Source organism: Rhizobium sp. BK376 (assembly GCF_004341625.1).
Taxonomy (GTDB): Bacteria; Pseudomonadota; Alphaproteobacteria; order Rhizobiales; family Rhizobiaceae; genus Rhizobium.
This window is the reverse complement of the sequence record NZ_SLZG01000032.1, coordinates 17,207-36,571: the sequence shown is the minus strand read 5'-3', so window position 1 is coordinate 36,571 and position 19,365 is coordinate 17,207. Positions and strand designations below refer to the sequence as shown.

Below are 19,365 nucleotides of genomic sequence, written 5' to 3'. Positions count from 1 at the left end.
CCACTATGTTGTTTGGTACGAACCTCGATCGCACGCAGCGTTTCAACCGCCGTGTCGTCCTGGAGACGATACGGCTGAACGGCCCGCTGTCGCGCGCCGAAGTCGCTCGCCTGACAGGGCTCTCGGCTCAGACCGTGACCAACATCATCGACCAGTTCAAACCGGATGGGCTGCTGATCGAAAAGGCGCGCAAGACCGGCGGGCGCGGCCAGCCGCCGATCGATCTCGTCATCAATCCCTCGGGAGCCTTTTCGTTCGGCATCTCCTTCGATCATCGTCGTCTGGTCGTCGTTCTGCTCAATCTTGGCGGCGAGGTGCAGGCGGAAATCGAGTTGCCCGTGACGCATCCGACACCCGCCGTCGTCCTGCCGCTGATAGAGGCGGCGGTGAATGAACTGATCAACAAGGCCAAGGTACCTCGTGAGCGCATATGGGGTGCGGGCGTCGTCATGCCGGTGCTGGTGTCGGAGGGGAATCCGACCGTGCTCGGTCCCAGCTCCGTTCCGGACTGGCTGGATTTCCCTGTCGTCGAGAACCTGAAGCAGCGGCTCAACATGCCGATTTTTCTCGACAATGATGCGACGGCCGGCGCGCTCGGCGAACTTCTGTTTGGCGCGGGCCGGCAATTCTCGGATTTTTTCTACATCTATCTCGGCGTCGGCCTCGGCGGCGGCATTATCATTTCCAGTCACCCCTATCGCGGGGCATTCGGGATGTCGGGAGAGCTGGGACACATCATCAGCGTTCCGAACGGGAGGCTTTGCTCCTGCGGCAACAGAGGGTGTCTGGAACGTTATGTTTCGCTTTCCGCCGCTTTCGCGGATTTGACAGGCGAACCGGAGAGCCTGAAATCCATCGACCTCGACCGTCTCTACAAGGCGTTCGAAGATGAGGAACCAAAGCTGGTCGCATGGCTGGACGAGGCCGCCGACCATCTGCGCAACGCGTTGGTGACGATCGAAAACCTCTTCGATCCGCAGGTCGTCATTCTCGGCGGCCCCGTTCCCGATTCCATCCTCGATGGGCTGATCGCCAGGATCAAGCCCTCGCTGATCAGTGTCAGCAGCCAGCACAACAATGCATCCGGCCGGCTGCTGAAATCGGAAAGCGGCCTCGACACGCGTGTCCTCGGGGCGGCATCGCTGGCGATCTTCGACAGCATGACCCCTGATTTCTCCGTCCTCAAAAAAGAACGAGCCGAAGGCGGCTGAGAACCTATTTTGGAGCGACTGTATCGGCGGCCAGCGAGGCGACGCCGACCAATCCGGCATCATTGCCGCATTCGGCGCCGATGACCCTGGTTTTTTTCAGCAGCAGCGGCCAGACGTAAGACGTCAGATGCGAGCGGATCGGCTCAAGGAGCGCCTCACCCGCCGCAGCCACGCCGCCGCCGATGACGCACGCATCCAGGCTTAGTGAATTGATCAGCGCCGACAGCACTTGCGCGATGACGCGGGCGATCTCGTCAACGGTTTGGCGCGCCAGCTGGTCTTCAGCGATGCGCGCAAACAGTTCCGGCACGCTTTCAACAGACCTGTCTTTGCAAAGACCGTTATATCGCTCGATGAAAGCGGCCGCGCAGGCCAGCTTTTCGAATGTCTGCGGCATTCCCGGTCGGGTCTCACCTAAGACGGTTGCGCCGATCTCCGGCGGTTCGCCGCGCGAGCCGGTGACGACATTGCCATCGATCGAGACGGCACCCCCGACGCCCGTGCCGATCGTTAAAAGCGCGAACCGTCCGACATTGCGCCCCGCACCGAAACGCTGCTCGCCAAAGGTTGCGGCAACGCCGTCATTTTCCAGATGTACGGGCCGGCCCGTCTTCTCGAAAAGAGCCAGAGCGAGCGGGCCTTGTCGAAGCGCCGGTACGTTGGCGCCGCCGTCGGCAAGCATGCCTGTCTCGCGGTCGACAAAGCCGGGCATGCAGACGCCGATCGCCGTCGCCAGCTCTCGCGTTTCTGATTCAAGCGTATCGCATATCCTAGCGAATACGCTGATGAGCTCTTCAAAAGAAAGGCTTCTGTCGAAAGGCAAGGTCTGTCGTGCCAAAATCCGACCATGTTCAGCTACCGCACCAGCCTTGATCGCCGTCCCACCGATATCGATACCCAGAATCATCGGCTTCACCGCGCAAAGGTCTTGATGGCGAGCGCCCTGGAAAGTCCCGGGTAGCGCATCTCGTCCGGAACCATGTTCTGCCGCAGCGCCAGATCGACCGCAAGCCGCTGGAACGGAATGACGGCAGCGACCGCGTCAAAGGGGGCGATCGCGATACGGTCCGCGAGCAGCCAGTCATATGGCGAGGCAGTGGTGGTCAGATTCAGGAGGGCGACATGAACGTTTCGATCCCCCATCACGCTTGCAACGTTGAACGCTTCTTCTCGGCTTTCGATGGAATCAGCGATCATAATGACCAGGCTTTCGGTCGTTGCGCCGTGCAATCGGCCGTGCAGCAGCTCTTCGGGCTCGAAGGCGGCGGTCGGAAGTCCGGCGATCTCGGCGATCTTAAGCGACGCTTCCATCGCGACACCCAGAAATCGACCGGTTCCGGAAATGGCGATGTAATTGGGAACGTCCCGGTCTTGCAGCAGTTCGGAGGTCGCGGACGCTGACATCTCCAGCAGGGCATCGACGTCGGCCGCGGTGGTTGACGGGACGTCGCGGTCGGCAAGTTTCAGCGCGAACGCGAGGCAAGCCGCGACGCTGGCGGTAAAGCCTTTCGTCTTCGGCCCGATCGGTTCGTCGCCGATCGGGAGGTGGATCGTGCTCGATCCATAGCCGCCGATGGGGCTTGTCGGATCAGCCGTGATGACAATGCTGTGCCACCCGCGCTCCTGCGCTTTCGTGACCGCTTCGACGGATGTCGTGCTCCTGCCGCTTTGCGAAAGAACGACGACAAGCGGGTGCCCATAGATATCGTCAATCGTCTTGAGAAAGACGGCGGGATTGATGACCTCGACGGCACGGCGAAGGCATGCCTGCATGAAAGCCCGCACGATGGTCAGCGCATTCAGCGAGGAACCGGAACCGATGAGAATAACGCGATCGAAGGTTGGAATATTCTCGGCTGCTGCTGCAATGCTTTCATGGTTCAGGGCGTTTTCGATCACCTGACCCTGTTCCGACATGTAGACTTCGATCGACATTGCGTCTCCTGGACTCGCCGGCCGCCCCCGGGACGATGCCACCAGCAGCGCGATGAACTATTTAATCTATTTATTGGATTTAATTGAAAGTGTCGGGTAATTCAAGCCAATGTTCATGACCCGGCAAAATCGACAGGACGGAGGATGCGATGGTGAAAGTTCACGAGCTAAGGGCTGGGCCAATGCAGGCTCGCATCAGCGACCGCGGCGCCGAATTGCAGGATCTTCGCCTCGATGACTGGAATCTGCTTTGGACACCGGACATCTCTGTCTGGCCCGAAACTGCGCCTTTTCTTTTTCCCGTGGTCGGGCGGACCAGCGATGATAACATCAAGGTTGATGGCCGAGCCTATCCGATGCCGATGCATGGTTTTGCGCGCGCCAGCATTTTTGAAACCATAGCGAAGAGCCAAGATAGCTGCACATTGGAACTCGTTTCCAATGCGGAGACGAGGCGGCATTATCCCTATGAATTTGTGTTTCGGATAAACTATATGCTGTCGGAAACCAATCTCTCTATCATGGCCGAGATCGAGAATAGCGGCGCTGCCAGCATGCCGTTCAGCCTCGGCTTCCATCCGGGGTTTTCCTGGCCGCTGCGCCGGGATCAACCGAAGGACGGACACGTTCTGATCTTCAGCGATGACGAATGGCTGGACTATACGCGACCGGTCAATCGCCAGATTGGTCCCGATCGCCACCGTCTTCCGCTTGATGAGGGCGCGCTTCGGCTGCGGGAGCAGCTTTTCGCCGATGGCGGCTTGGCGTTTCTGAATTCTCGCAGTCGTTCGCTGCGATTTCAGACGCAGGATGGTTCGGCGGGAATAAAGCTGGATTTCCCCGATATGCCGCAACTGATCCTCTGGATGAAGCCGGGCAGCGATTTTCTCTGTATTGAGCCCTGCCTCGGTTATGCCGATCCCGTTGATTTTGCCGGAGATTTCTCGCAAAAGCCTGGCGTGACGATTATTGCGCCAAACGAATCGAAACAGTTGACGATAAAGATGTCGTCCTGGCTTCGGTAAGGCCTATGGCGCCCTTTGCGGGCGCCGTAGGCTTGTGCCTCAGAGCGCCAGATCCGGCTTCAGCACCGGGCGAGCGCTGAGATTGGCATGGCGGTAGCCGTGGCCTTGGGCATAGACGAGTACACCGTCCTTGTAGACAAACTTCGGCGTATTCATTGCCGCAATGTCTTCCGTTGCATTGCCGCTGACGACTAGGACGTCAGCGGCCTTCGCTTCCTCAAGAGTGCCGGTGATATTTTGAACGCCGCAGATTTCGGCCGCTATTCCGGTTGCCGAGCGGATGACATCGACGGGCGACATCCCGGCCTTGACCATCAGATCCATTTCGTCTGCGAAGTCGCCGACCGGGTTATAGAGGGTAGTTGCGTCGGTACCGAAGACGATGCGCACGCCGGCTGCCACCGCTTTTCGCAGGCTTTCGAAATGTGGGGCCAGCAATGGCCGTGATTTTTCCACAACGAAGGCTGCTTCACCGCCCGCAGGGCCGCGGGAAATGATCCGCGGATAAACCGAAATCGTCGGGCACAGCGCGACATTGCGCTTCAGCATCAGGTCGATCGCACGATCGTCCAGGAAGACGCCATGTTCGATCGTGTCGACGCCGGCTTCGACGGCATTGATGATACCCTGGGTCGCCAGGGCGTGTGCGGCGGCCGGTTTGCCAGCCTTGTGCGCCTCTTCGACCGCTGCACGGATTTCCTCCACGCCGAGTTGGACAGAGGTTGGTAGTTCTCCCGGCGTACCGGCGCCGCCGGTGGCCATGACCTTGATGACATCGGCTCCGGCCTTGAGCTGCTCGCGGGCGAGATGGCGGACACCATCGATGCCGTCGGCTTCAGCGCTGAGATTTGCCCAGCCGTGGCCACCCGTCATGCAGATGGCCTTGCCACTGACCAGATACCGCGGCCCGACCACGTATCCTTCGTTGATCGCTTTTTTCAAGCCGAAGACAGCATTGGTCTGTGCACCGAGATCGCGCATCGTCGTAACGCCCGCGCGCAACGCGGATTGTGCATAGTTGGCGCCCCAGAGGGCAGCGGCTCCTTCAGAAAGGCACAACATCTGCGGTTCGTGGAAGACGTGCATGTGGGTGTCGATCACACCTGGCGTCACCGTACATCCGGTCGTGTCTATCACCTCGCCCGGAAGATCCGAACTCAGGTCAGACACTGCCCCGACACGACCGATCTTTCCATCAATGATTTCGACAAAGCCCTGATGAATTACCGCGTCGCCGATACCGCGATAGATCGTACCGCCCTTTAGAATGATTGGGTTCGCCATTTGTCCATATCCACATTAATCCAACAAATGGATTTATTGACACCGGCGAGGCGATGTCAATAAATATCCCGGAGGTCATGATTTCTTGCATGGAAGACCTGCCAAGAAATCATGAACGTCCCGAAGTGGAAGGCGACTGGAGGGCGGCGGCGTCTTTCAACTGTGACAAGTTCACGGCTGCCGACCTCGCCTGGAAATGTTTGGCGAGCAGTAGGAATAAGGAGCAAGGTGAAACTTGAGAGCTTGATGTCTACTATGGAACGTCAGCGTATCGCTATGATGCTCTGATTTTGCACGTTTTCGAGCAAATGATCCGCACGCGATAAAAGCTAGCGGCGGCCCTCGCGTGCCGTCGACCAGAACTGTTTTGCTCGCCGAGTTTTTCTGTCAGGGACGTTGAGAATACCTCATCTCGATTGCGGCCATCGTTCTTTGCGGAGTAAAGCGGCATGTCTGACGATGCCAGCAGTGTGGCGGTCTCAGGGACCCTGTGCGTGGGCAATTCCTGCGAGAACTCAACTTTGATGAATTGTCCACCGCCCAGATCGATTGGGGTCAATTTCTCAGTTCGCCCGACATCATCCCAGCCGGCATCCTCGGTGCCACCACGAAAAGCGGTCCAAACCATCATTCAAAAAGAAAATTTCAATCTGTCAGAGGAGGAGGCTGCATGCCGGGCCACCAGGGGCAGCAGCCTTGATGAACTCAAGAAACTTCTGAACCTTAAACGTTCGATGCAGATCGACATGCGTGACCAGCCAAATATCGGAGATCCAATCGCCGCGCGAAGGCAGAATTTCCACAAGCTCTCCCCGAGACTGCCCAACAAAAGTAGGCAAAAAACCAAGTCCAGCGCCTGCAATAACCGCGTCATACACGGCCCGGGTGTCAGTTGCCCGGTAGCTGATGCAGCGCGAGGGCACTGCAGTCGAGAGCCAGCGGTAAACCGGAGCACGTGAACCGGCCGGGTTATCCGGGGCCACAAAATGATGAGAAGTTAGGTCGCTTTCATCTACCGGAATGCCCCATCGATCTACGTAGTGCTTCGAGGCATATTCCTCGCAATCGCGGCTCCCCTCAGAGATATGGTGCGTCATGAAAATCGATCTCGAGCTGCTGCGCGCGACCGAATATGCCGCTGAGGCGCGTTCTCTCGGCAGCGTCGAGGGTTTCACCCGCCTTGTCGAGCACATTGCGCAGCCAGATTGCCTGCGCTTCGAATTCGGGCGCGGCATGCAGATCAATCCATTCTTTCAAAAGCGGATCGCTAATCGTGCAGAGGCTGGCTACCTTGCACCAGGTCCAGTACATCCACTCGGCCGCGAACATGGCGACGACGGTGTCAAGGAAACCACCGTCGCGCGCGATCGCTAGCATTCCATCGCGGAAGGCGGCGACCTCCGGCCTGTCGGCGTCATAGGCCGAGGGATCAATGCCCCGAACCGCGAACGTCTTCTCGAAATAGGCGATCTGGTGATTGGCAAGCGCATCAAGAACACCGATCAGCCAGCGCTTGTGTTCGATCACTACCGCTTTCGCGGTGGCGAAAGCAAAGATCGAGATTGCCGTATCGACGAAGGCTCCCTCGAAGACCAGGTAACGCTCGAAGACGGATTTCGTCAGACGATCGGCCTTAATGTCCTCAACGAAGCGGTGGTTGACCATTGCTTCGAAGACGGCGGCATTCTCGAATAGGATTTGTTGCGAAAGGCTTTCCGTCATACGCTTCAGGCCTCCAGTGCCGGCTTGGCGGCCTCAAGGAAGGCCGTGACACGAGCAACCTCGACCGGCTTCCACCAGACGCCGTCTTCCTTCAGCGACGAGGCAACGATGACTCCGTTGGTCCGCTTCAGGATCTCGACGATATTGCCGCTGGTCACGCCGGAGCCGACGAGAAGCGGCAAATGGGTCGCAGCACCGATCTCCTCGATCTCCTCGATCGTCGCGGAATTACCGGTGCGCTGGCCGGTGGCGATGACGACATCCGCGTCGAAGAAGACGAGGTCGCGGGTCAATTCCTCGATGGTCCGGTCGGCGGTGATCGCATGGGCCCCGTGTTTGACATGGCTGTCGGCGAAGACCTTGACGTGTTCCGCGCGCAGCAGCGAGCGATAGCGCATGGCTTCGGCGGCACGGCCTTCCATGAAGCCCTCGTTGGCGACATAGGCGTTGGCCCATTGGTTGACGCGGATGAAGCGCGCGCCGCCCGCCATGGCGATGGCGAAAGCCGGAATGGGCGCGTTGGCAAGCACGTTGATTCCCAGGGGAGCATCGAGCGCACGGACGATGCGATCGGTGACGACGGACATGAACGCCGCGGTTTCGTGGCCGATATCATCGGGCTTCGAGAACGGGATATCACCGTGATTTTCGATGATGAGGCCATGGATCCCGTTCTTGATTAATGCCTCGGCATCACGCATGCATGCATCATAGATCGTGTCCATGCTGGCGCTCTTGTAGCGCGGCGCGCCTGGGAACGGCGGGCAATGGACCATGCCGATCAATGCCTTGTCTCTGCCGAATATTTCCCGTATGGCGCTTGAAGCCTTGTCGGATATGTCCTGCATCTTTTTTCCTTTTCAGTGAAAGCTCATCATGCGTGTGTATGTGATCGGCAACGTCGCCGTCGACGAAACCATCTCAGTTACGACGATGCCGGAAGCCGGCGCGTCCATCTTTGGCCGTGAGGAAAGTCGCGACCTTGGCGGCAAGGGCGCCAACCAGGCGGTCGTCATCGGTCGCTGCGGCCTGGCGACATCCTTTGTGACAGCGATCGGCGAGGATTTCCGCGGCGAGACCATTCGCGAGCAACTGGCAAGCGAGCCGGTCGAGGCCCGACTTTTGCAGTTCCCCGACGCCTCCAGCGATTTCTCCATCATCTTCACGACGCCCGATGGCGAAAACGCCATCGTCACCACCACCCGATCGGCCGAGGCAATGACGCTTGCCGCAGCGCTCGACGCCCTTTCGGCAGCACAGGCTGGCGATATCGTCGTCATGCAGGGCAATCTGTCGGAAGAGGTGACACGCGGCCTCCTTGCCGATGCCAAGCGACGCGGGATTGTCACGGCATTCAATCCGTCGCCGTTGCGCCCGTATTTTTCCGAACTCTGGCCTCTTGTCGACATGGCATTCCTCAATAAGGGCGAAGCGCTGAGCCTCACCGGAGCATCCGGCGCGGCCGCAGCGGCGCGTTTGTTGGCGGCGGGTGTCTGCCAGGTTGTGCTCACCGCAGGCGGCGAAGGCGCGTTGCTGGCGGAAGCCAAAGGCACTGTCACGGTTCCCTCCGCCCCCGCTTCGGTCATCGACACGACGGGAGCCGGTGACACGTTCATGGCTGTTGCCATCGCTTCCGCCGCGCGCCGGACGGGTCGGCTGGACGAAAGGGCGATCAGCGATGCCGCCCGTGCTTCCGCCGTAACAGTCAGCCGTCGGGGAACACGATCCGCCTTCCCCACGAGTGCCGAACTCGCCGAAATCCTTTCCGGCTGAAACGCTCAGCTCATCCTGGTCAACCAGCCGAGCACATTCTTCCAGAGACGCCCATAGCCTTCCCATTCGCAGAAGGCCGGCGACAGCCAGTGTGGGCCGATATCCGAGGTCCAGGCGGCCGTACGACCTTTGCCGAAGGCGCCGACGACAAGGAGCGGATGTCCGCCCTGATCCTCCGGCACGCGGGCGATCACCTCCACATCCGGCCTGTCGCGCACTTCCACTTCATTGACGCCCAGCAGGAAGGGCCATTCGCCTATCATGCCGGCAACGGTCGGATGGTCCGGCTTGATGATCGAGGCAATCGATCCCTCCGGCATCTCGACGCGGTCGTCATAGGGAAGGCAGGTGACGGGCAGCACGTCTTCGACCGGCGTGCGTCGCCAGCGCGCCTTGCCGTCGATCCCCTGGAAGGAGAAATAGCCGCCGATCATCATCAGCGCCCCACCCTTTTCCACCCAAGCCTTGATCAGCCGGAGGCGGTTCGGCACGGTCTTCGAATGCAGCCAGACATCCGGCGGCAGAAGGAGAGAATTTGCTCCGATATCCGAGAGGATGATGGCGTCATAGGCTTCTAGCCCGGCCATGTCGAAGGGGAATTTCTCGACCGCCTCGTGAGCCGTCATGTAGGTCAGCTCGAATTCGCTGCCTTTCAGCGCCTTGACCAGCGGCTCGGCGCCAAGGTGAAAGGTCACGCTACCGAACTGGTCGAACCCTTTGTAGTGCGTGGCGGAACTCACCCAGCTTTCGCCGACGAGAAGAACTTTCTTTGTCATGGTCTTTCCATTCATTTTGAGGAGGCGTGCTTTGCCTCGAAAACCGATCGCGGATTGTCGCGCATGAGGATGTCAAGGCTGGCGTCGTCGAGACCATGCCGCTTGAGCCGCGGCAGGAAGTGACGGAGGATATAGCCGTAGCCGTTGCCGCCGTAATGCTTCAGCATCATTTTGAGGAAGACGTCATGCGACAGCAGGATGCGGTCGCGATGTCCCCTCTCGATGAGCTCGACGATTGCATGCGCCGCCTGGTCGTCGCTCGGGCATTGCACCTGCTGATCGGCATAAAAGAAATCCATACCGATCATGTCGTATTCGATGAAGGCGCCGCGCGCCGCAAGCTCGCTCTGATAGGCAAGGTCGTCATGCGACGGGTTCATATGGCAAAGCACTGTGTGCCTGAGGTCGGCCCCCTCTGAAGCGACGATATCCAACACCTGATGACCAAGCCGGAACCAGCCGGGTAGATGCACCATCACCGGCAGGCCGGTGCGCACCTGCGCTTGCGCAGCACCCCGCAGCGACTTCTTTTCCTCATCGGTAAAGTCGGACGATACGCCGATCTCGCCGATCAAACCGATCTTCACATCGGTTCCCTCAGCGCCACGAAGTGCTTCGGCAACAATTTCGTCCGCAATCGCCTCGACGCTCATCGACGCGACCTTGGCCGGATGCGAGGAGCCGAGATAGAAGCCCGCACCCATGATGATGTTTAGGCCGGTCTTTTCCGAAATGCGTGCCAGCGCGCGGGGATCGCGGCCAATTCCCTGGCAGGTCGGCTCGATCACAGTCTTGCCACCTTGATTGGCGAAATCGGCAAGCTCCTTGATCGCCAGCACTTCGTCGTCGAGCGTGATGTTATGCTTGTTGACGAAGGGATCCTGATGCAACTCGCTCAGGATTTCCATGCAGACGAAGCCGTCCGCCAGATATTGACGCTCCGGCGTCTTGGGCGCATGCCACCAGCAACGGCAATCGTTGAGAATGTGCTCGTGCATCAGCGTCACGCCAAGGCTGTCGACGGACACAGGCCCGCGAACGGTCATGACCTTGCCGGAGCCGAGATGCCCTTCCGAAAGTTCGCTTGCCATGTCAGTCTCGCTTTTTCGCGCCGAATCGGAAGTTCGTGGTGAAGATCCGTGTGTTGAGCCAAATGGCGATCAGGATGATCGCGCCGGTGACGATCTCCGTGAAGAACGGCGAAATGTGCATCAGGATTAGGCCATTGCCGATGACGGCGATGGTCAGAGTGCCAAGCACCGTGCCGATCATCGTGCCGCGTCCTCCGGTCAGCGATGTGCCGCCGAGGACGACGGCCGCAATCACCTGCAGCTCGAAGCCGACGGCGGCATTCGACGAGCCGGAGCCGAGACGGGCGGCCGTCAGGATGCCGGCAATGCCGCAGGCAATGCCCGACACCATATAGACGGACGCGACGATCCATTTGGCCGGCATGCCGACACGCCGCGCGGCCTCCAGATTGGAGCCGACCGCGATGATCTGCCGGCCGTATTTGGTGTAGGTGACAATGACGACGCCGAGGGCGGCAACAACTATGGCGACGATTGCCGGAAACGGGATCGACAGGATCTCGCCGCGTCCGAGAAAGAAGAAGCCGGGCAGATTGTTAATCGGGATCGAATAGCCCTGCGTCAGGTAGAGCGCCACGCCGCGCAGGATAGAGAGGCCCGCCAACGTGACGATGAAGGCCGGTATGCCCTGATAGGCGACGAACCAGCCTTGCAACAGCCCGACCACACCGCCGAATATAAGCATCCCGATAACGACAAGCGGCCATGGCGCACCCGTCGCAAGGATGATCGCCGCGACGGCGTTGATGAGCGCGACGGCCGAGCCGACCGAAAGATCGATGCCGCCGGTCACAATCACCAGCGTCATGGCGATCGCGACGACAAGGATAGGCGCTGCCTGGCGGATGATGTTCAGGATGTTTCCGAGCGTCATGAACGTCGTTGTCATCGCCGAGAAAAACAGCAGGCAGACGATGAAGAAGACGGCGATCGACAGGACCTGCGCATGTTCGGCAAGGAAGTCGGCGAATGGATGGCCCTTTGAGCGTTCAGTGTAGACGGTCAATGTCTTTCGCCTCCGACGATGAGCTTCACCAGATCTTCGAGGTTGGTCTCGGCGATGTTGCGTTCGGCGACCTTGGTTCCCTCGTACATGACTGCGATGCGATCACAGACGCGGAAAAGGTCCTGCAGGCGGTGCGTGATGAGGACGACAGAGACGCCTTTTGCCTTCACTCGATTGATGAGCGCAAGCACAGCCTCGACTTCGGCCACGGCAAGCGCCGAGGTCGGCTCATCCATGATGAGGACCTTTGGATTGAAGGACGCCGCCCGGGCGATCGCAATTGCCTGGCGCTGACCGCCGGACAGCTTTTCCACCTTCGCAGAGAGCCTGGGAATACGGATCTCCAGCGCGTCCAGCATCTTGCGGGCTTCCGCGATCATGCGCGAGTGATCGAGGAACGGTCCCTTGGTGAGCTCGCGACCAAGAAAGAGGTTGCCGACAACGTCGACATGGTCGCACAGGCTCAGATCCTGGAACACCATCTCGATATGCCGGTTGCGTGCATCCGCCGGACCCGACAGGCGCACGACGTCGCCATTTACGGCGATGGTCCCGTCATCGGGGATATAGGTTCCCGAAATGACCTTGGTCAGCGTCGACTTGCCCGCGGCATTGTCGCCGACCAGGCCAAGGCACTCGCCGGGATAGAGGTCGAGATCGACGCCGCGAAGCGCCTGATGGGATCCAAAGACCTTGCGGATACCCCGAAGGGATATTGCGGGTACGCTACCCCGCGCGCCGCCGGGCTGCCGGGGACCGTTCGGGTCCCCGGCGCCGGCAGCAGCGACTGGCTGCTGATCGGATATCATTTGAACATCGCACGATAGGGGTCGACATTGGCCTTGGTGACGATCGTGATCGGGATCGAAATCGTCTTTTCGACCGAGCCGCCGGCGGAGAGCTTGGCAAGGCTTTCGACCGCTGCCTTGCCTTCGCCAGCCGGATCCTGCTGGACCACGGCAACGACAAAGCCGCTGTCGATGGCGGAGATCGCCTGCGCTGTCAGATCCCAACCGAAGATCTTGATCGAATCCTGCTTGCCCTGGCTCTGAACCGCGGCGATGGCGCCGAGCAGAGCCGGCTCGCCGGTGGCATAGATGGTCGTCATGTCGGGATTGCCGGTTATCAGGTTTTCAGCGGCGGAAAGCGCGTTGTCCTGGATATTCTGGCCATCGACGACGCCGGCGGTGGTGATGCCGTCATTACCCTTAATGGCGTTTTCAAAACCCTTCTGGCGCAAATTCTGGATGAAGGAATTAAGCGCGCCGACGACACCGACCTTCGCTTTACCGCCCATGTTCTTTTTGACGTAATCGACGAAATAGGCGCCGATGTCGCCGCCGGCCTTGCCGTTGTCGACGCCGATCTGCGCCTTTTGCGGACCGTCCGGGAGGACGGCGTCGATGGCGACGACCGGAATGCCGGCCTTCGCGGCTTCGTTGACGGCAGGCATGATGCCATTGACATCGATGGCAACGACGATCAGGCCGTCCACCTTCTGCTGGATATAGGTCTCAATTGCGCTGTTCTGCGCCGAAGCGTCATTGTTGGCATTGAAGATGACCAGCTTGTCGCCGGAGGCGTCAGCCGCCTTCTGCGCGCCGGCATTGATCTGGTTGAAGAAGAGCGCCTGCTGATTGATCTGCACGAGCGCGTAGGTCTTGCCCTGTGCATGCGCAAGTGACGTGGTCATGCCGAAGCCGAGCAAGGCGGTCGTCATGGCAAGCGCGGCACCGAATGTTCTGCGTCTGATGGATTTCATGTTCCTCTTGTCCTCTGTTTGGTTTTTGACGTTGCAGTTTTATTGTTTCGCCGGCGGTGCAACGGAATTTCGCACGACGATTTCTACGGGCAGGAGTTCTTCCGTCGCGAGCGACTGTTCATCCTGCCAATTGGTTTCAACGAGCATCGCGAGAGCCCGCCGCCCCAGCCTGCGCACCGGCTGGTGGATCGCGGTCAGCGGCGGAGCGAAGAGGTGAAGGGGACTGACATCGTCGAAACCGACGACGGAAACATCCGCTGGAATGGATACTCCCTGTGCCCGCAGAACTTCGATTAGCCCGATGGCGATTTCGTCCGAGCCTGCAAAGATCGCCGTGGTGGGCATCCCTTCGGCGATGAAGCGGTGGGCTGCCTCGCGCCCGAAGTCCACTGTATATTCGCCACCATAGCGGATAACCTCCGCCTTGCCGCCGTAGCGATCCGACATCGCGCGCTGAAGGCCGCGAAAACGCCGTTGCGTGCTGATCATCTCTTCCGCGCCACCGAGGTAGAGAGCGCGGTGATGGCCGAATTCTGCCAGATGGCGTCCGGCGAGGTAGCCGCCCTGCTCATTGTCGCAGAAAAGTTTCGGTACATTTGCGAGCGGCACGTCCTCGTCGACTACGATGACTTTGCCGGTGCGATTGATCAGCGTCGCCAGTTCTCCGTCGTCAGGATGGTTGGTAATGAAGACCAACCCATCGACATGGTTGCGCTCGATCAGGCTGAGGTAGGCAATCTCGCGACCCGGTCGGTTGAGCGTCGCATAGAGCGAAACGGCCAGGCCGTTCGTGTCCGCTTCCGCTTCGACGGCAGCGACGAAGGTTGCGAAGAAGGGATTGGCTATATCGGGCACGACAAGGCCGATCGTGTCGCTGCGGCCGCGACTGAGACGCCGCGCGTGCGGATTGGGCTGGTAGTGAAGGTCCCGGATTGCCGTCTCGATCCGCTCTCGGGTAGCCGCAGGCAGATCAAGTGTGCCGTTCAGCATGCGCGAAACCGTAGTGACAGACACGCCAGCCGCCGTTGCCACATCCTTCAGACTTGTCACTTTTTTGCCAAGCATACCAGATCAGCCATAGTAAAGCGCTTTAGTAAACCGATTTACCTAGCTTTCTTTACAAATCGCCGCCTGTCAACAACGCCCTTGCACGAATCGTGGGCGAAAATCGTTTCAGATTGTTTTTTATGCGATTTCTCTCCGGGTCGGACGCTCGACTCGGGCAATTGATCGGCGCTCCGCCGGTCGCTTTTGGCATTATCAGAGAAAGGTTTAATGCCAGCCGCGCTTCCGGTCCAGCGCGTTGAGCACGAGAAGATCATCAATGTTGGGCAACATCTCTCGACTGAGCGAGGGCTCGCCGCCGCGACAGTGGGGGTCATAAGCTTCTGTCGCTCCGATTTCTCCAGGTGGGGTGTCCTGCCACGCAGAGATCGTTGTATCGGTTAACAAATGTTCCGAGGATGTCGTGGCAAATCCCTCTAACTTGCTTTCTTCTGGACATCTGGAATCTAACTTTGTCGCCGCCTGAAAGGAGGATGCAGGGCCACATCGCGATAGCAACGGCCTTAGCCGTCTTTTGTTTTTACAAGGTGACGCGATGTTGACTGGGAGGCTTTTAATTCGTTTCACCGTAGAAGCTGATTACAGATCAGGGCGGCCATGCCACGTGGGAGCCGAGCCGAACACAGGTTACTCTGATAGTGGTCCTGTCGGGGTAGCAGAGGATCGAATGGCCGTCCTCACCCGCAAACGTCTCGTGGAGACGCCACCGCCAAAGAAAGTTGTGCTGTATGGCTTCGATAGGTTTTCACGTTGAAGTCTCGCCACTAAGCTGGCGGAGTCCAAACTTCGGGATGACCGACAATCGCTCCCGAGAAGTCCGAAAGGAGCACGCAAGAGATAAAGAAGGTTTGGACAGTCAGCCGCGGGCCGATATTGGCATTGGCAACACCCCTTGACGTCGAGAAGGCGCAAAGCATCAACGCGCTGCTGTCGCGGCCAGCAACCATCCTTCCGGCGGCATTGTCAATTTAACTAAAAGCTGGAATTCGATGTGCGATGACGGCCTATGACAGACCGTGATCCCCTCTATCGCCGCCATCGCTTTCCCGCTGAAATCATTGCTCACGCCGTTTGGCTGTATTTCCGGTTTCCTCTCAGCCTGCGGATGGTCGAGGACTTGCTGGCGGCTCGAGGGATCATTGTCTCCCATCAGACAGTTCGGCTGTGGGCGGAGAAATTTGGGCGAACTTTCGCCAATGAGATCCGCGGCCGCTCCTCCGGTCGGCTCGGCGATAAATGGCACCTCGATGAAGCCGTGGTTGCGATCGGTGGAAAAGAAGCATTGGCTGTGGCGCGCTGTGGATCAGGACGGGTTCGTCTTGGAGGTTCTTGTGCAAAGCCGCCGAAATGCCAAGGCAGCCAAGCGTCTGATACGCAAGCTTTTGAAGGGCCAGGGCCGAGAGCCGCGGGTGATGATCACCGATAAGCTTCGATCTTACGACGCCGCAAAGCGCCAGATCATGCCCGGCGTTGAGCATCGCTCCCACAAAGGGTTGAACAATCGGGCGGAGAATTCTCACCAACCAGTCCGGCGGCGAGAGCGGGTCATGAAGCGCTTCAAGTCACCGCGACATTTACAACGCTTTGTCTCCATCCACGACCCGATTGCCAACCTGTTCCACATCCCCCGTCACGACATCCCCTCCAGCCATCATCGCGAATTGCGTTCAGCGGCGATGAACCTGTGGGCGAAAATTGCCCGAGCATGACCGATGAACTCTGCCCGCGCCATGGTTTGGCCTCGTTGCCGTTAAGTTTACGATGCCGCGGGCATCGCTTCATTCGGTTCGGCTTATTCTGGCATTAGCGCTTGCCAGAAACGGCTTGAAGGCTGCGGCGATCTTCGCAAGAAAGCCCTTGCTGAACGATCCCAGCACTTCCGCATTCGGATCGAAGTAGAATGAGGCTTCCGCCAGATCGTGATTGAATTCCGACACGGTGATCCAAGCATCTTTCCATTCACGAATGCCGGCGCGGCGGCATTCGAGCTGTGGAATCTCCAAGGCTGTCTGGTCAGAGCGAGGCGGCGTTCCCGAAATGGCCAGCAGAATGAGGTTCGTCTGATTCCCCTTGGGAATCGCAAGAACCATGCAAACGGGTCGGCTTTTTCGCCCTTCCGTTTCTCCTTTGTCGCGTTGCCACGCCCAGAGATAGGGGTATCGGATTACGGAACCATTGGCCGGGACGTCAGCCATTGGCATCCCGCCCTTCCTCTATCAGCCGGTCAAGCTCGGGAAGGATCATTGCCGCGAGATCTGCGGGAGCTTCGTTCGGACCATAAACCCGGCGCAGATCACCTCGGCTTTTCAAAGCTTCAAATTCGTCGTAGGTCATAAGGACATATCTTGGTTTGCGATGCTGCGTGATCGCGACGGGCTGGCGGTCTGCCGCCATGGTCACCGTCTTGATGTCTCGCAGCAATTCGACGGTCGAGAATTTTTCCATCATCACGCTTCCTTCAATTAATGCGAAATATACAAATTATTTGACTATTTCGCAAGCCCCGGGAAGCACTGCTACGTGCAATCGTGCTTGTAGCGGCAGGTCTCGAAAAGCTTGACGATGATTTTGAGGCGGGGATTGTTCATAGGATGACCTGAAGGCTGGATTGATCCGCGAAGCGGCTTTCTGGTCCTACGTGTGAATCGGCTCCGAACATTCACCCCGCTGACATCCGCGACAACCTCAACCCGCCGATCAGAGAAGCGCAGGCCGGGATTTCGGGAGTTCTCGACACGCTAAGGGTGGACTAAAGGTAGCCGCAGGAGCCTCGGCATCGCGGCCCGAAGGGGAGGCGAGATCACTGCCGCCCGCACGTTCCGTGTTGATACCGGGCTCAATCGGACTGCGATGGGTTGTGAGGATCCATGATAGGAAGCTGCACTCTCTGCCGAGCAGCGGCCATTTGCTCGTACTCCCTCAGGAGGCGCAAAGCCGCTGTGTGAACCGGCTTTAAACAATGACCCCGTTGCGTCCCCCCTCAACAATTTGATATTTATAGGAAAATCGAAATGACCATGGGGTCATGGGCGACGCCGGACGTGGCTGCTTCTTTCTCCAGGAAATCGAATATATTTCAATGATTTATGTCCCATATCCACGGGGTCGTCTTTGGATGCTTTTTCACATCATGAAGGGCTTCAAGTCAGCCCGACATCTCCAACGTTTCGTTTCAACTCATGACCCGGTCGCCAACCTTTTTCACATTCCACGCCACGAGATTTCATCAGACCATCATCGAGAACTTAGAACCGAAGCCATGCAGATGTGGAACGAAATCGCACGCCTGCAAACCGCATAAGCGAAAGCCGCGCGCAACATTTTTGATCAGTGTGGGTTAACTTTACGGTGCCCATTGCGCTATTGGAAAGCAATGGTGCAGATGTCAGCAGGGCCATAAAGGCGATGTCATCGACTGCAGCCTGGAGCCCGGCCGCAACGCATTTGGCGAATGGCATGATTGCCGGCAATTTCGCGGCTCAGGACGGAATTCAACACCATCATCTTATCCTCTCGTTCTTTGCTATCGGAACCAGGGCTCACGTCCGTTGGACGTTGAAATAGAAGGAAGGCGCACTCGTCGGTAGTCCACGGAGGTTCGCAGGAAAGACGCTGCCGCATGTTGCCATCATGGCTGGCGTGATGAAAGCGAAACCATCGATCGAATCCATGAAAGCCCCTCAGCTGGGCCGACGGCCAATATGTGCGACGCTATTCGTAGGCCGTTAAAAAAAACTTGAAAGTGCCTCGCTTTGCGCATCATCAGGTTAGATTTTGCGACTTCTTTCCGATGCTGCGACCAGAGGCGCGGCAGCCCCGCCGTCCGCTGGAGGGATGCGCCCCGCGGTTGTTGCATCTGTGTCCGCTTTTTCCTCTCCCCCACTGTTCCGCAGGCTCAATTAACGATCGCACTTCCATCATCTGATGGTGACCATCTTTCGGGACGTAAAAACAGCGGGCCGGCGCCTGAGCACGGACGCATTCGAGCGCGAAAGAGAATCTCACATTCCGGCAAATTCTAACCGTTGATGCTCATCTTGGTCTCGTCTTAGCAAAAACATCCGTTTTAATACATCAATTTTATAGACAAAATGGCTTCTATCGATTTTGAAGGGGAGCCCCCATGCCGCAAACCACATCCAATCAGATTGCTATCGGCACGAAAGCGGCAGATTTCCTCCTGCCGGATGCAGAAGGGGCACTGCATCGTCTCTCTGATTTCGAGGACGGCAAGGCCCTGTTGGTCGCCTTCATCTCCAATCGCTGTCCCTTCGTGCTGCTGCTTCGCGAGCAATTCGCGGCTTTTGCCCGGGAGTATGCGCCGAAGGGACTGCGGGTCGTCGCGATCAACAGCAATGATGCCGAGGCGCATCCGGAAGAATCGCTTGTCCGGATTGGCGAAGAGGTCCGCAATGTGGGATACGAGTTTCCGCACCTGAAAGATGTCTCGCAGGATGTCGCAAAGACCTATGGCGCGGCCTGTACACCGGACTTCTTCCTGTTCGACGCTGACGTCAAGCTCGCCTATCACGGCCAGTTTGACGATGCCCGCCCGGGCAACGGCAAGCCGGTGACCGGCGCGGACCTGCGGGCGGCTGTCGATGCCGTCCTGAACGCAGGCAAGCCTACCGAGCAGCAGACGCCCTCGATCGGCTGCAACATCAAATGGCAGCCGGGCAACGAACCTTCCTGGTTCCCGAAAGCTGCCTAATCCT

At 58.6% G+C, this 19,365-nt stretch carries 18 protein-coding genes and 3 pseudogenes; 7 read left to right on the top strand and 14 right to left on the bottom strand.

Features of this window, described 5'->3' with window-relative positions:
• Nucleotides 1-5: 5 nt before the first annotated feature.
• Nucleotides 6-1,211 (top strand): ROK family transcriptional regulator, encoded by a 1,206-nt coding sequence (locus EV561_RS32845; protein WP_132528087.1) that lies wholly within the window; start codon nt 6-8, stop codon nt 1,209-1,211.
• 4 nt (nt 1,212-1,215) lie between these two features.
• Here the strand turns inward: EV561_RS32845 and EV561_RS32840 are convergent, their stop codons facing one another.
• Complete coding sequence (locus EV561_RS32840; RefSeq protein ID WP_132528086.1) at nt 1,216-2,118, bottom strand: ROK family protein; 903 nt, start codon at nt 2,116-2,118, stop codon at nt 1,216-1,218.
• A 5-nt stretch (nt 2,119-2,123) separates the two neighbouring features.
• Nucleotides 2,124-3,146: an SIS domain-containing protein gene (locus EV561_RS32835; protein WP_132528085.1), complete on the bottom strand. Its 1,023-nt coding sequence runs from the start codon at nt 3,144-3,146 to the stop codon at nt 2,124-2,126.
• Between the two features lie 149 nt (nt 3,147-3,295).
• On the opposite strand from EV561_RS32835, the gene EV561_RS32830 reads away from it, so the two are divergent.
• Nucleotides 3,296-4,171, top strand: coding sequence for an aldose 1-epimerase family protein (locus tag EV561_RS32830; RefSeq protein WP_132528084.1), 876 nt, complete (start codon nt 3,296-3,298; stop codon nt 4,169-4,171).
• Nucleotides 4,172-4,210: 39 nt separating this feature from the next.
• Here the strand turns inward: EV561_RS32830 and EV561_RS32825 are convergent, their stop codons facing one another.
• The 4 genes from EV561_RS32825 to EV561_RS32810 all read right to left on the bottom strand — a co-directional run bounded on the left by EV561_RS32825 (nt 4,211) and on the right by EV561_RS32810 (nt 8,025).
• Nucleotides 4,211-5,455, bottom strand: a complete 1,245-nt coding sequence (locus EV561_RS32825; RefSeq protein WP_132528083.1) for an amidohydrolase family protein — start codon at nt 5,453-5,455, stop codon at nt 4,211-4,213.
• 653 nt (nt 5,456-6,108) lie between these two features.
• On the bottom strand, nt 6,109-6,552 hold the full coding sequence (locus EV561_RS32820) for a substrate-binding domain-containing protein (protein WP_165928007.1): 444 nt from the start codon (nt 6,550-6,552) through the stop codon (nt 6,109-6,111).
• Nucleotides 6,533-7,177: a TenA family protein gene (locus EV561_RS32815; protein WP_132528081.1), complete on the bottom strand. Its 645-nt coding sequence runs from the start codon at nt 7,175-7,177 to the stop codon at nt 6,533-6,535. The genes EV561_RS32820 and EV561_RS32815 overlap by 20 nt, the downstream gene beginning before the upstream one ends.
• A gap of 5 nt (nt 7,178-7,182) precedes the next feature.
• Nucleotides 7,183-8,025, bottom strand: coding sequence for a BtpA/SgcQ family protein (locus EV561_RS32810; RefSeq protein ID WP_132528080.1), 843 nt, complete (start codon nt 8,023-8,025; stop codon nt 7,183-7,185).
• Nucleotides 8,026-8,053: 28 nt separating this feature from the next.
• On the opposite strand from EV561_RS32810, the gene EV561_RS32805 reads away from it, so the two are divergent.
• Entirely contained in the window at nt 8,054-8,950 is an 897-nt protein-coding gene (locus EV561_RS32805; protein WP_132528079.1) for a PfkB family carbohydrate kinase, read from the top strand.
• Nucleotides 8,951-8,955: 5 nt separating this feature from the next.
• On the opposite strand, the gene EV561_RS32800 is transcribed toward EV561_RS32805, so the two are convergent.
• The 6 genes from EV561_RS32800 to EV561_RS32775 are packed head-to-tail and all read right to left on the bottom strand — an operon-like array spanning nt 8,956 to nt 14,650.
• A complete protein-coding gene (locus tag EV561_RS32800) occupies nt 8,956-9,726 on the bottom strand; it encodes a glutamine amidotransferase (protein WP_132528078.1) in 771 nt (256 codons plus the stop codon).
• 11 nt (nt 9,727-9,737) lie between these two features.
• A complete protein-coding gene (locus EV561_RS32795) occupies nt 9,738-10,817 on the bottom strand; it encodes a phosphotriesterase (protein WP_132528077.1) in 1,080 nt (359 codons plus the stop codon).
• Nucleotide 10,818: 1 nt separating this feature from the next.
• On the bottom strand, nt 10,819-11,823 hold the full coding sequence (locus tag EV561_RS32790; protein ID WP_132528076.1) for an ABC transporter permease: 1,005 nt from the start codon (nt 11,821-11,823) through the stop codon (nt 10,819-10,821).
• Nucleotides 11,820-12,632 (bottom strand): ATP-binding cassette domain-containing protein, encoded by an 813-nt coding sequence (locus EV561_RS32785; RefSeq protein WP_132528075.1) that lies wholly within the window; start codon nt 12,630-12,632, stop codon nt 11,820-11,822. Before EV561_RS32785 ends, EV561_RS32790 begins: the two co-directional genes overlap by 4 nt.
• The gene (locus EV561_RS32780; RefSeq protein ID WP_132528074.1) at nt 12,629-13,585 is read right to left on the bottom strand and encodes a substrate-binding domain-containing protein; all 957 of its coding nucleotides are present in this window, start codon (nt 13,583-13,585) and stop codon (nt 12,629-12,631) included. The genes EV561_RS32785 and EV561_RS32780 overlap by 4 nt, the downstream gene beginning before the upstream one ends.
• Nucleotides 13,586-13,624: 39 nt before the next feature.
• A complete protein-coding gene (locus tag EV561_RS32775; protein ID WP_132528073.1) occupies nt 13,625-14,650 on the bottom strand; it encodes a LacI family DNA-binding transcriptional regulator in 1,026 nt (341 codons plus the stop codon).
• An 837-nt stretch (nt 14,651-15,487) separates the two neighbouring features.
• Here EV561_RS32775 and EV561_RS38160 point away from each other — a divergent pair.
• Together EV561_RS38160 and EV561_RS32765 are read left to right on the top strand one after the other, a co-directional pair.
• Nucleotides 15,488-15,607, top strand: a pseudogene (locus EV561_RS38160) (ProQ/FINO family protein); the annotation flags it as partial.
• 49 nt (nt 15,608-15,656) lie between these two features.
• A pseudogene (locus EV561_RS32765) lies at nt 15,657-16,359 on the top strand (IS6 family transposase).
• A 69-nt stretch (nt 16,360-16,428) separates the two neighbouring features.
• Here the strand turns inward: EV561_RS32765 and EV561_RS32760 are convergent.
• A complete protein-coding gene (locus tag EV561_RS32760) occupies nt 16,429-16,845 on the bottom strand; it encodes a hypothetical protein (protein WP_132528072.1) in 417 nt (138 codons plus the stop codon).
• Nucleotides 16,838-17,098 carry a type II toxin-antitoxin system prevent-host-death family antitoxin gene (locus EV561_RS32755; RefSeq protein ID WP_245513147.1) on the bottom strand — a complete coding sequence of 87 codons (261 nt, stop codon included), beginning with the start codon at nt 17,096-17,098 and terminating at the stop codon, nt 16,838-16,840. Before EV561_RS32755 ends, EV561_RS32760 begins: the two co-directional genes overlap by 8 nt.
• A 679-nt stretch (nt 17,099-17,777) precedes the next feature.
• Here EV561_RS32755 and EV561_RS38155 point away from each other — a divergent pair.
• Together EV561_RS38155 and EV561_RS32745 are read left to right on the top strand one after the other, a co-directional pair.
• Nucleotides 17,778-17,951: pseudogene (locus EV561_RS38155) on the top strand (IS6 family transposase); the annotation flags it as partial.
• An 822-nt stretch (nt 17,952-18,773) separates the two neighbouring features.
• A complete protein-coding gene (locus EV561_RS32745; RefSeq protein ID WP_132528071.1) occupies nt 18,774-19,361 on the top strand; it encodes a thioredoxin family protein in 588 nt (195 codons plus the stop codon).
• Nucleotides 19,362-19,365: the final 4 nt, after the last annotated feature.

Coding starts and splice junctions, on each gene's coding strand:
- EV561_RS32845 (WP_132528087.1), top strand. CDS start 6: ATGTTGTTTGGTACGAACCTCGATCGCACGCAGCGTTTCAACCGCCGT.
- EV561_RS32840 (WP_132528086.1), bottom strand. CDS start 2,118: ATGATTCTGGGTATCGATATCGGTGGGACGGCGATCAAGGCTGGTGCG.
- EV561_RS32835 (WP_132528085.1), bottom strand. CDS start 3,146: ATGTCGATCGAAGTCTACATGTCGGAACAGGGTCAGGTGATCGAAAAC.
- EV561_RS32830 (WP_132528084.1), top strand. CDS start 3,296: ATGGTGAAAGTTCACGAGCTAAGGGCTGGGCCAATGCAGGCTCGCATC.
- EV561_RS32825 (WP_132528083.1), bottom strand. CDS start 5,455: ATGGCGAACCCAATCATTCTAAAGGGCGGTACGATCTATCGCGGTATC.
- EV561_RS32820 (WP_165928007.1), bottom strand. CDS start 6,552: ATGACGCACCATATCTCTGAGGGGAGCCGCGATTGCGAGGAATATGCC.
- EV561_RS32815 (WP_132528081.1), bottom strand. CDS start 7,177: ATGACGGAAAGCCTTTCGCAACAAATCCTATTCGAGAATGCCGCCGTC.
- EV561_RS32810 (WP_132528080.1), bottom strand. CDS start 8,025: ATGCAGGACATATCCGACAAGGCTTCAAGCGCCATACGGGAAATATTC.
- EV561_RS32805 (WP_132528079.1), top strand. CDS start 8,054: ATGCGTGTGTATGTGATCGGCAACGTCGCCGTCGACGAAACCATCTCA.
- EV561_RS32800 (WP_132528078.1), bottom strand. CDS start 9,726: ATGACAAAGAAAGTTCTTCTCGTCGGCGAAAGCTGGGTGAGTTCCGCC.
- EV561_RS32795 (WP_132528077.1), bottom strand. CDS start 10,817: ATGGCAAGCGAACTTTCGGAAGGGCATCTCGGCTCCGGCAAGGTCATG.
- EV561_RS32785 (WP_132528075.1), bottom strand. CDS start 12,632: ATGATATCCGATCAGCAGCCAGTCGCTGCTGCCGGCGCCGGGGACCCG.
- EV561_RS32780 (WP_132528074.1), bottom strand. CDS start 13,585: ATGAAATCCATCAGACGCAGAACATTCGGTGCCGCGCTTGCCATGACG.
- EV561_RS32775 (WP_132528073.1), bottom strand. CDS start 14,650: ATGCTTGGCAAAAAAGTGACAAGTCTGAAGGATGTGGCAACGGCGGCT.
- EV561_RS32760 (WP_132528072.1), bottom strand. CDS start 16,845: ATGGCTGACGTCCCGGCCAATGGTTCCGTAATCCGATACCCCTATCTC.
- EV561_RS32755 (WP_245513147.1), bottom strand. CDS start 17,098: ATGATGGAAAAATTCTCGACCGTCGAATTGCTGCGAGACATCAAGACG.
- EV561_RS32745 (WP_132528071.1), top strand. CDS start 18,774: ATGCCGCAAACCACATCCAATCAGATTGCTATCGGCACGAAAGCGGCA.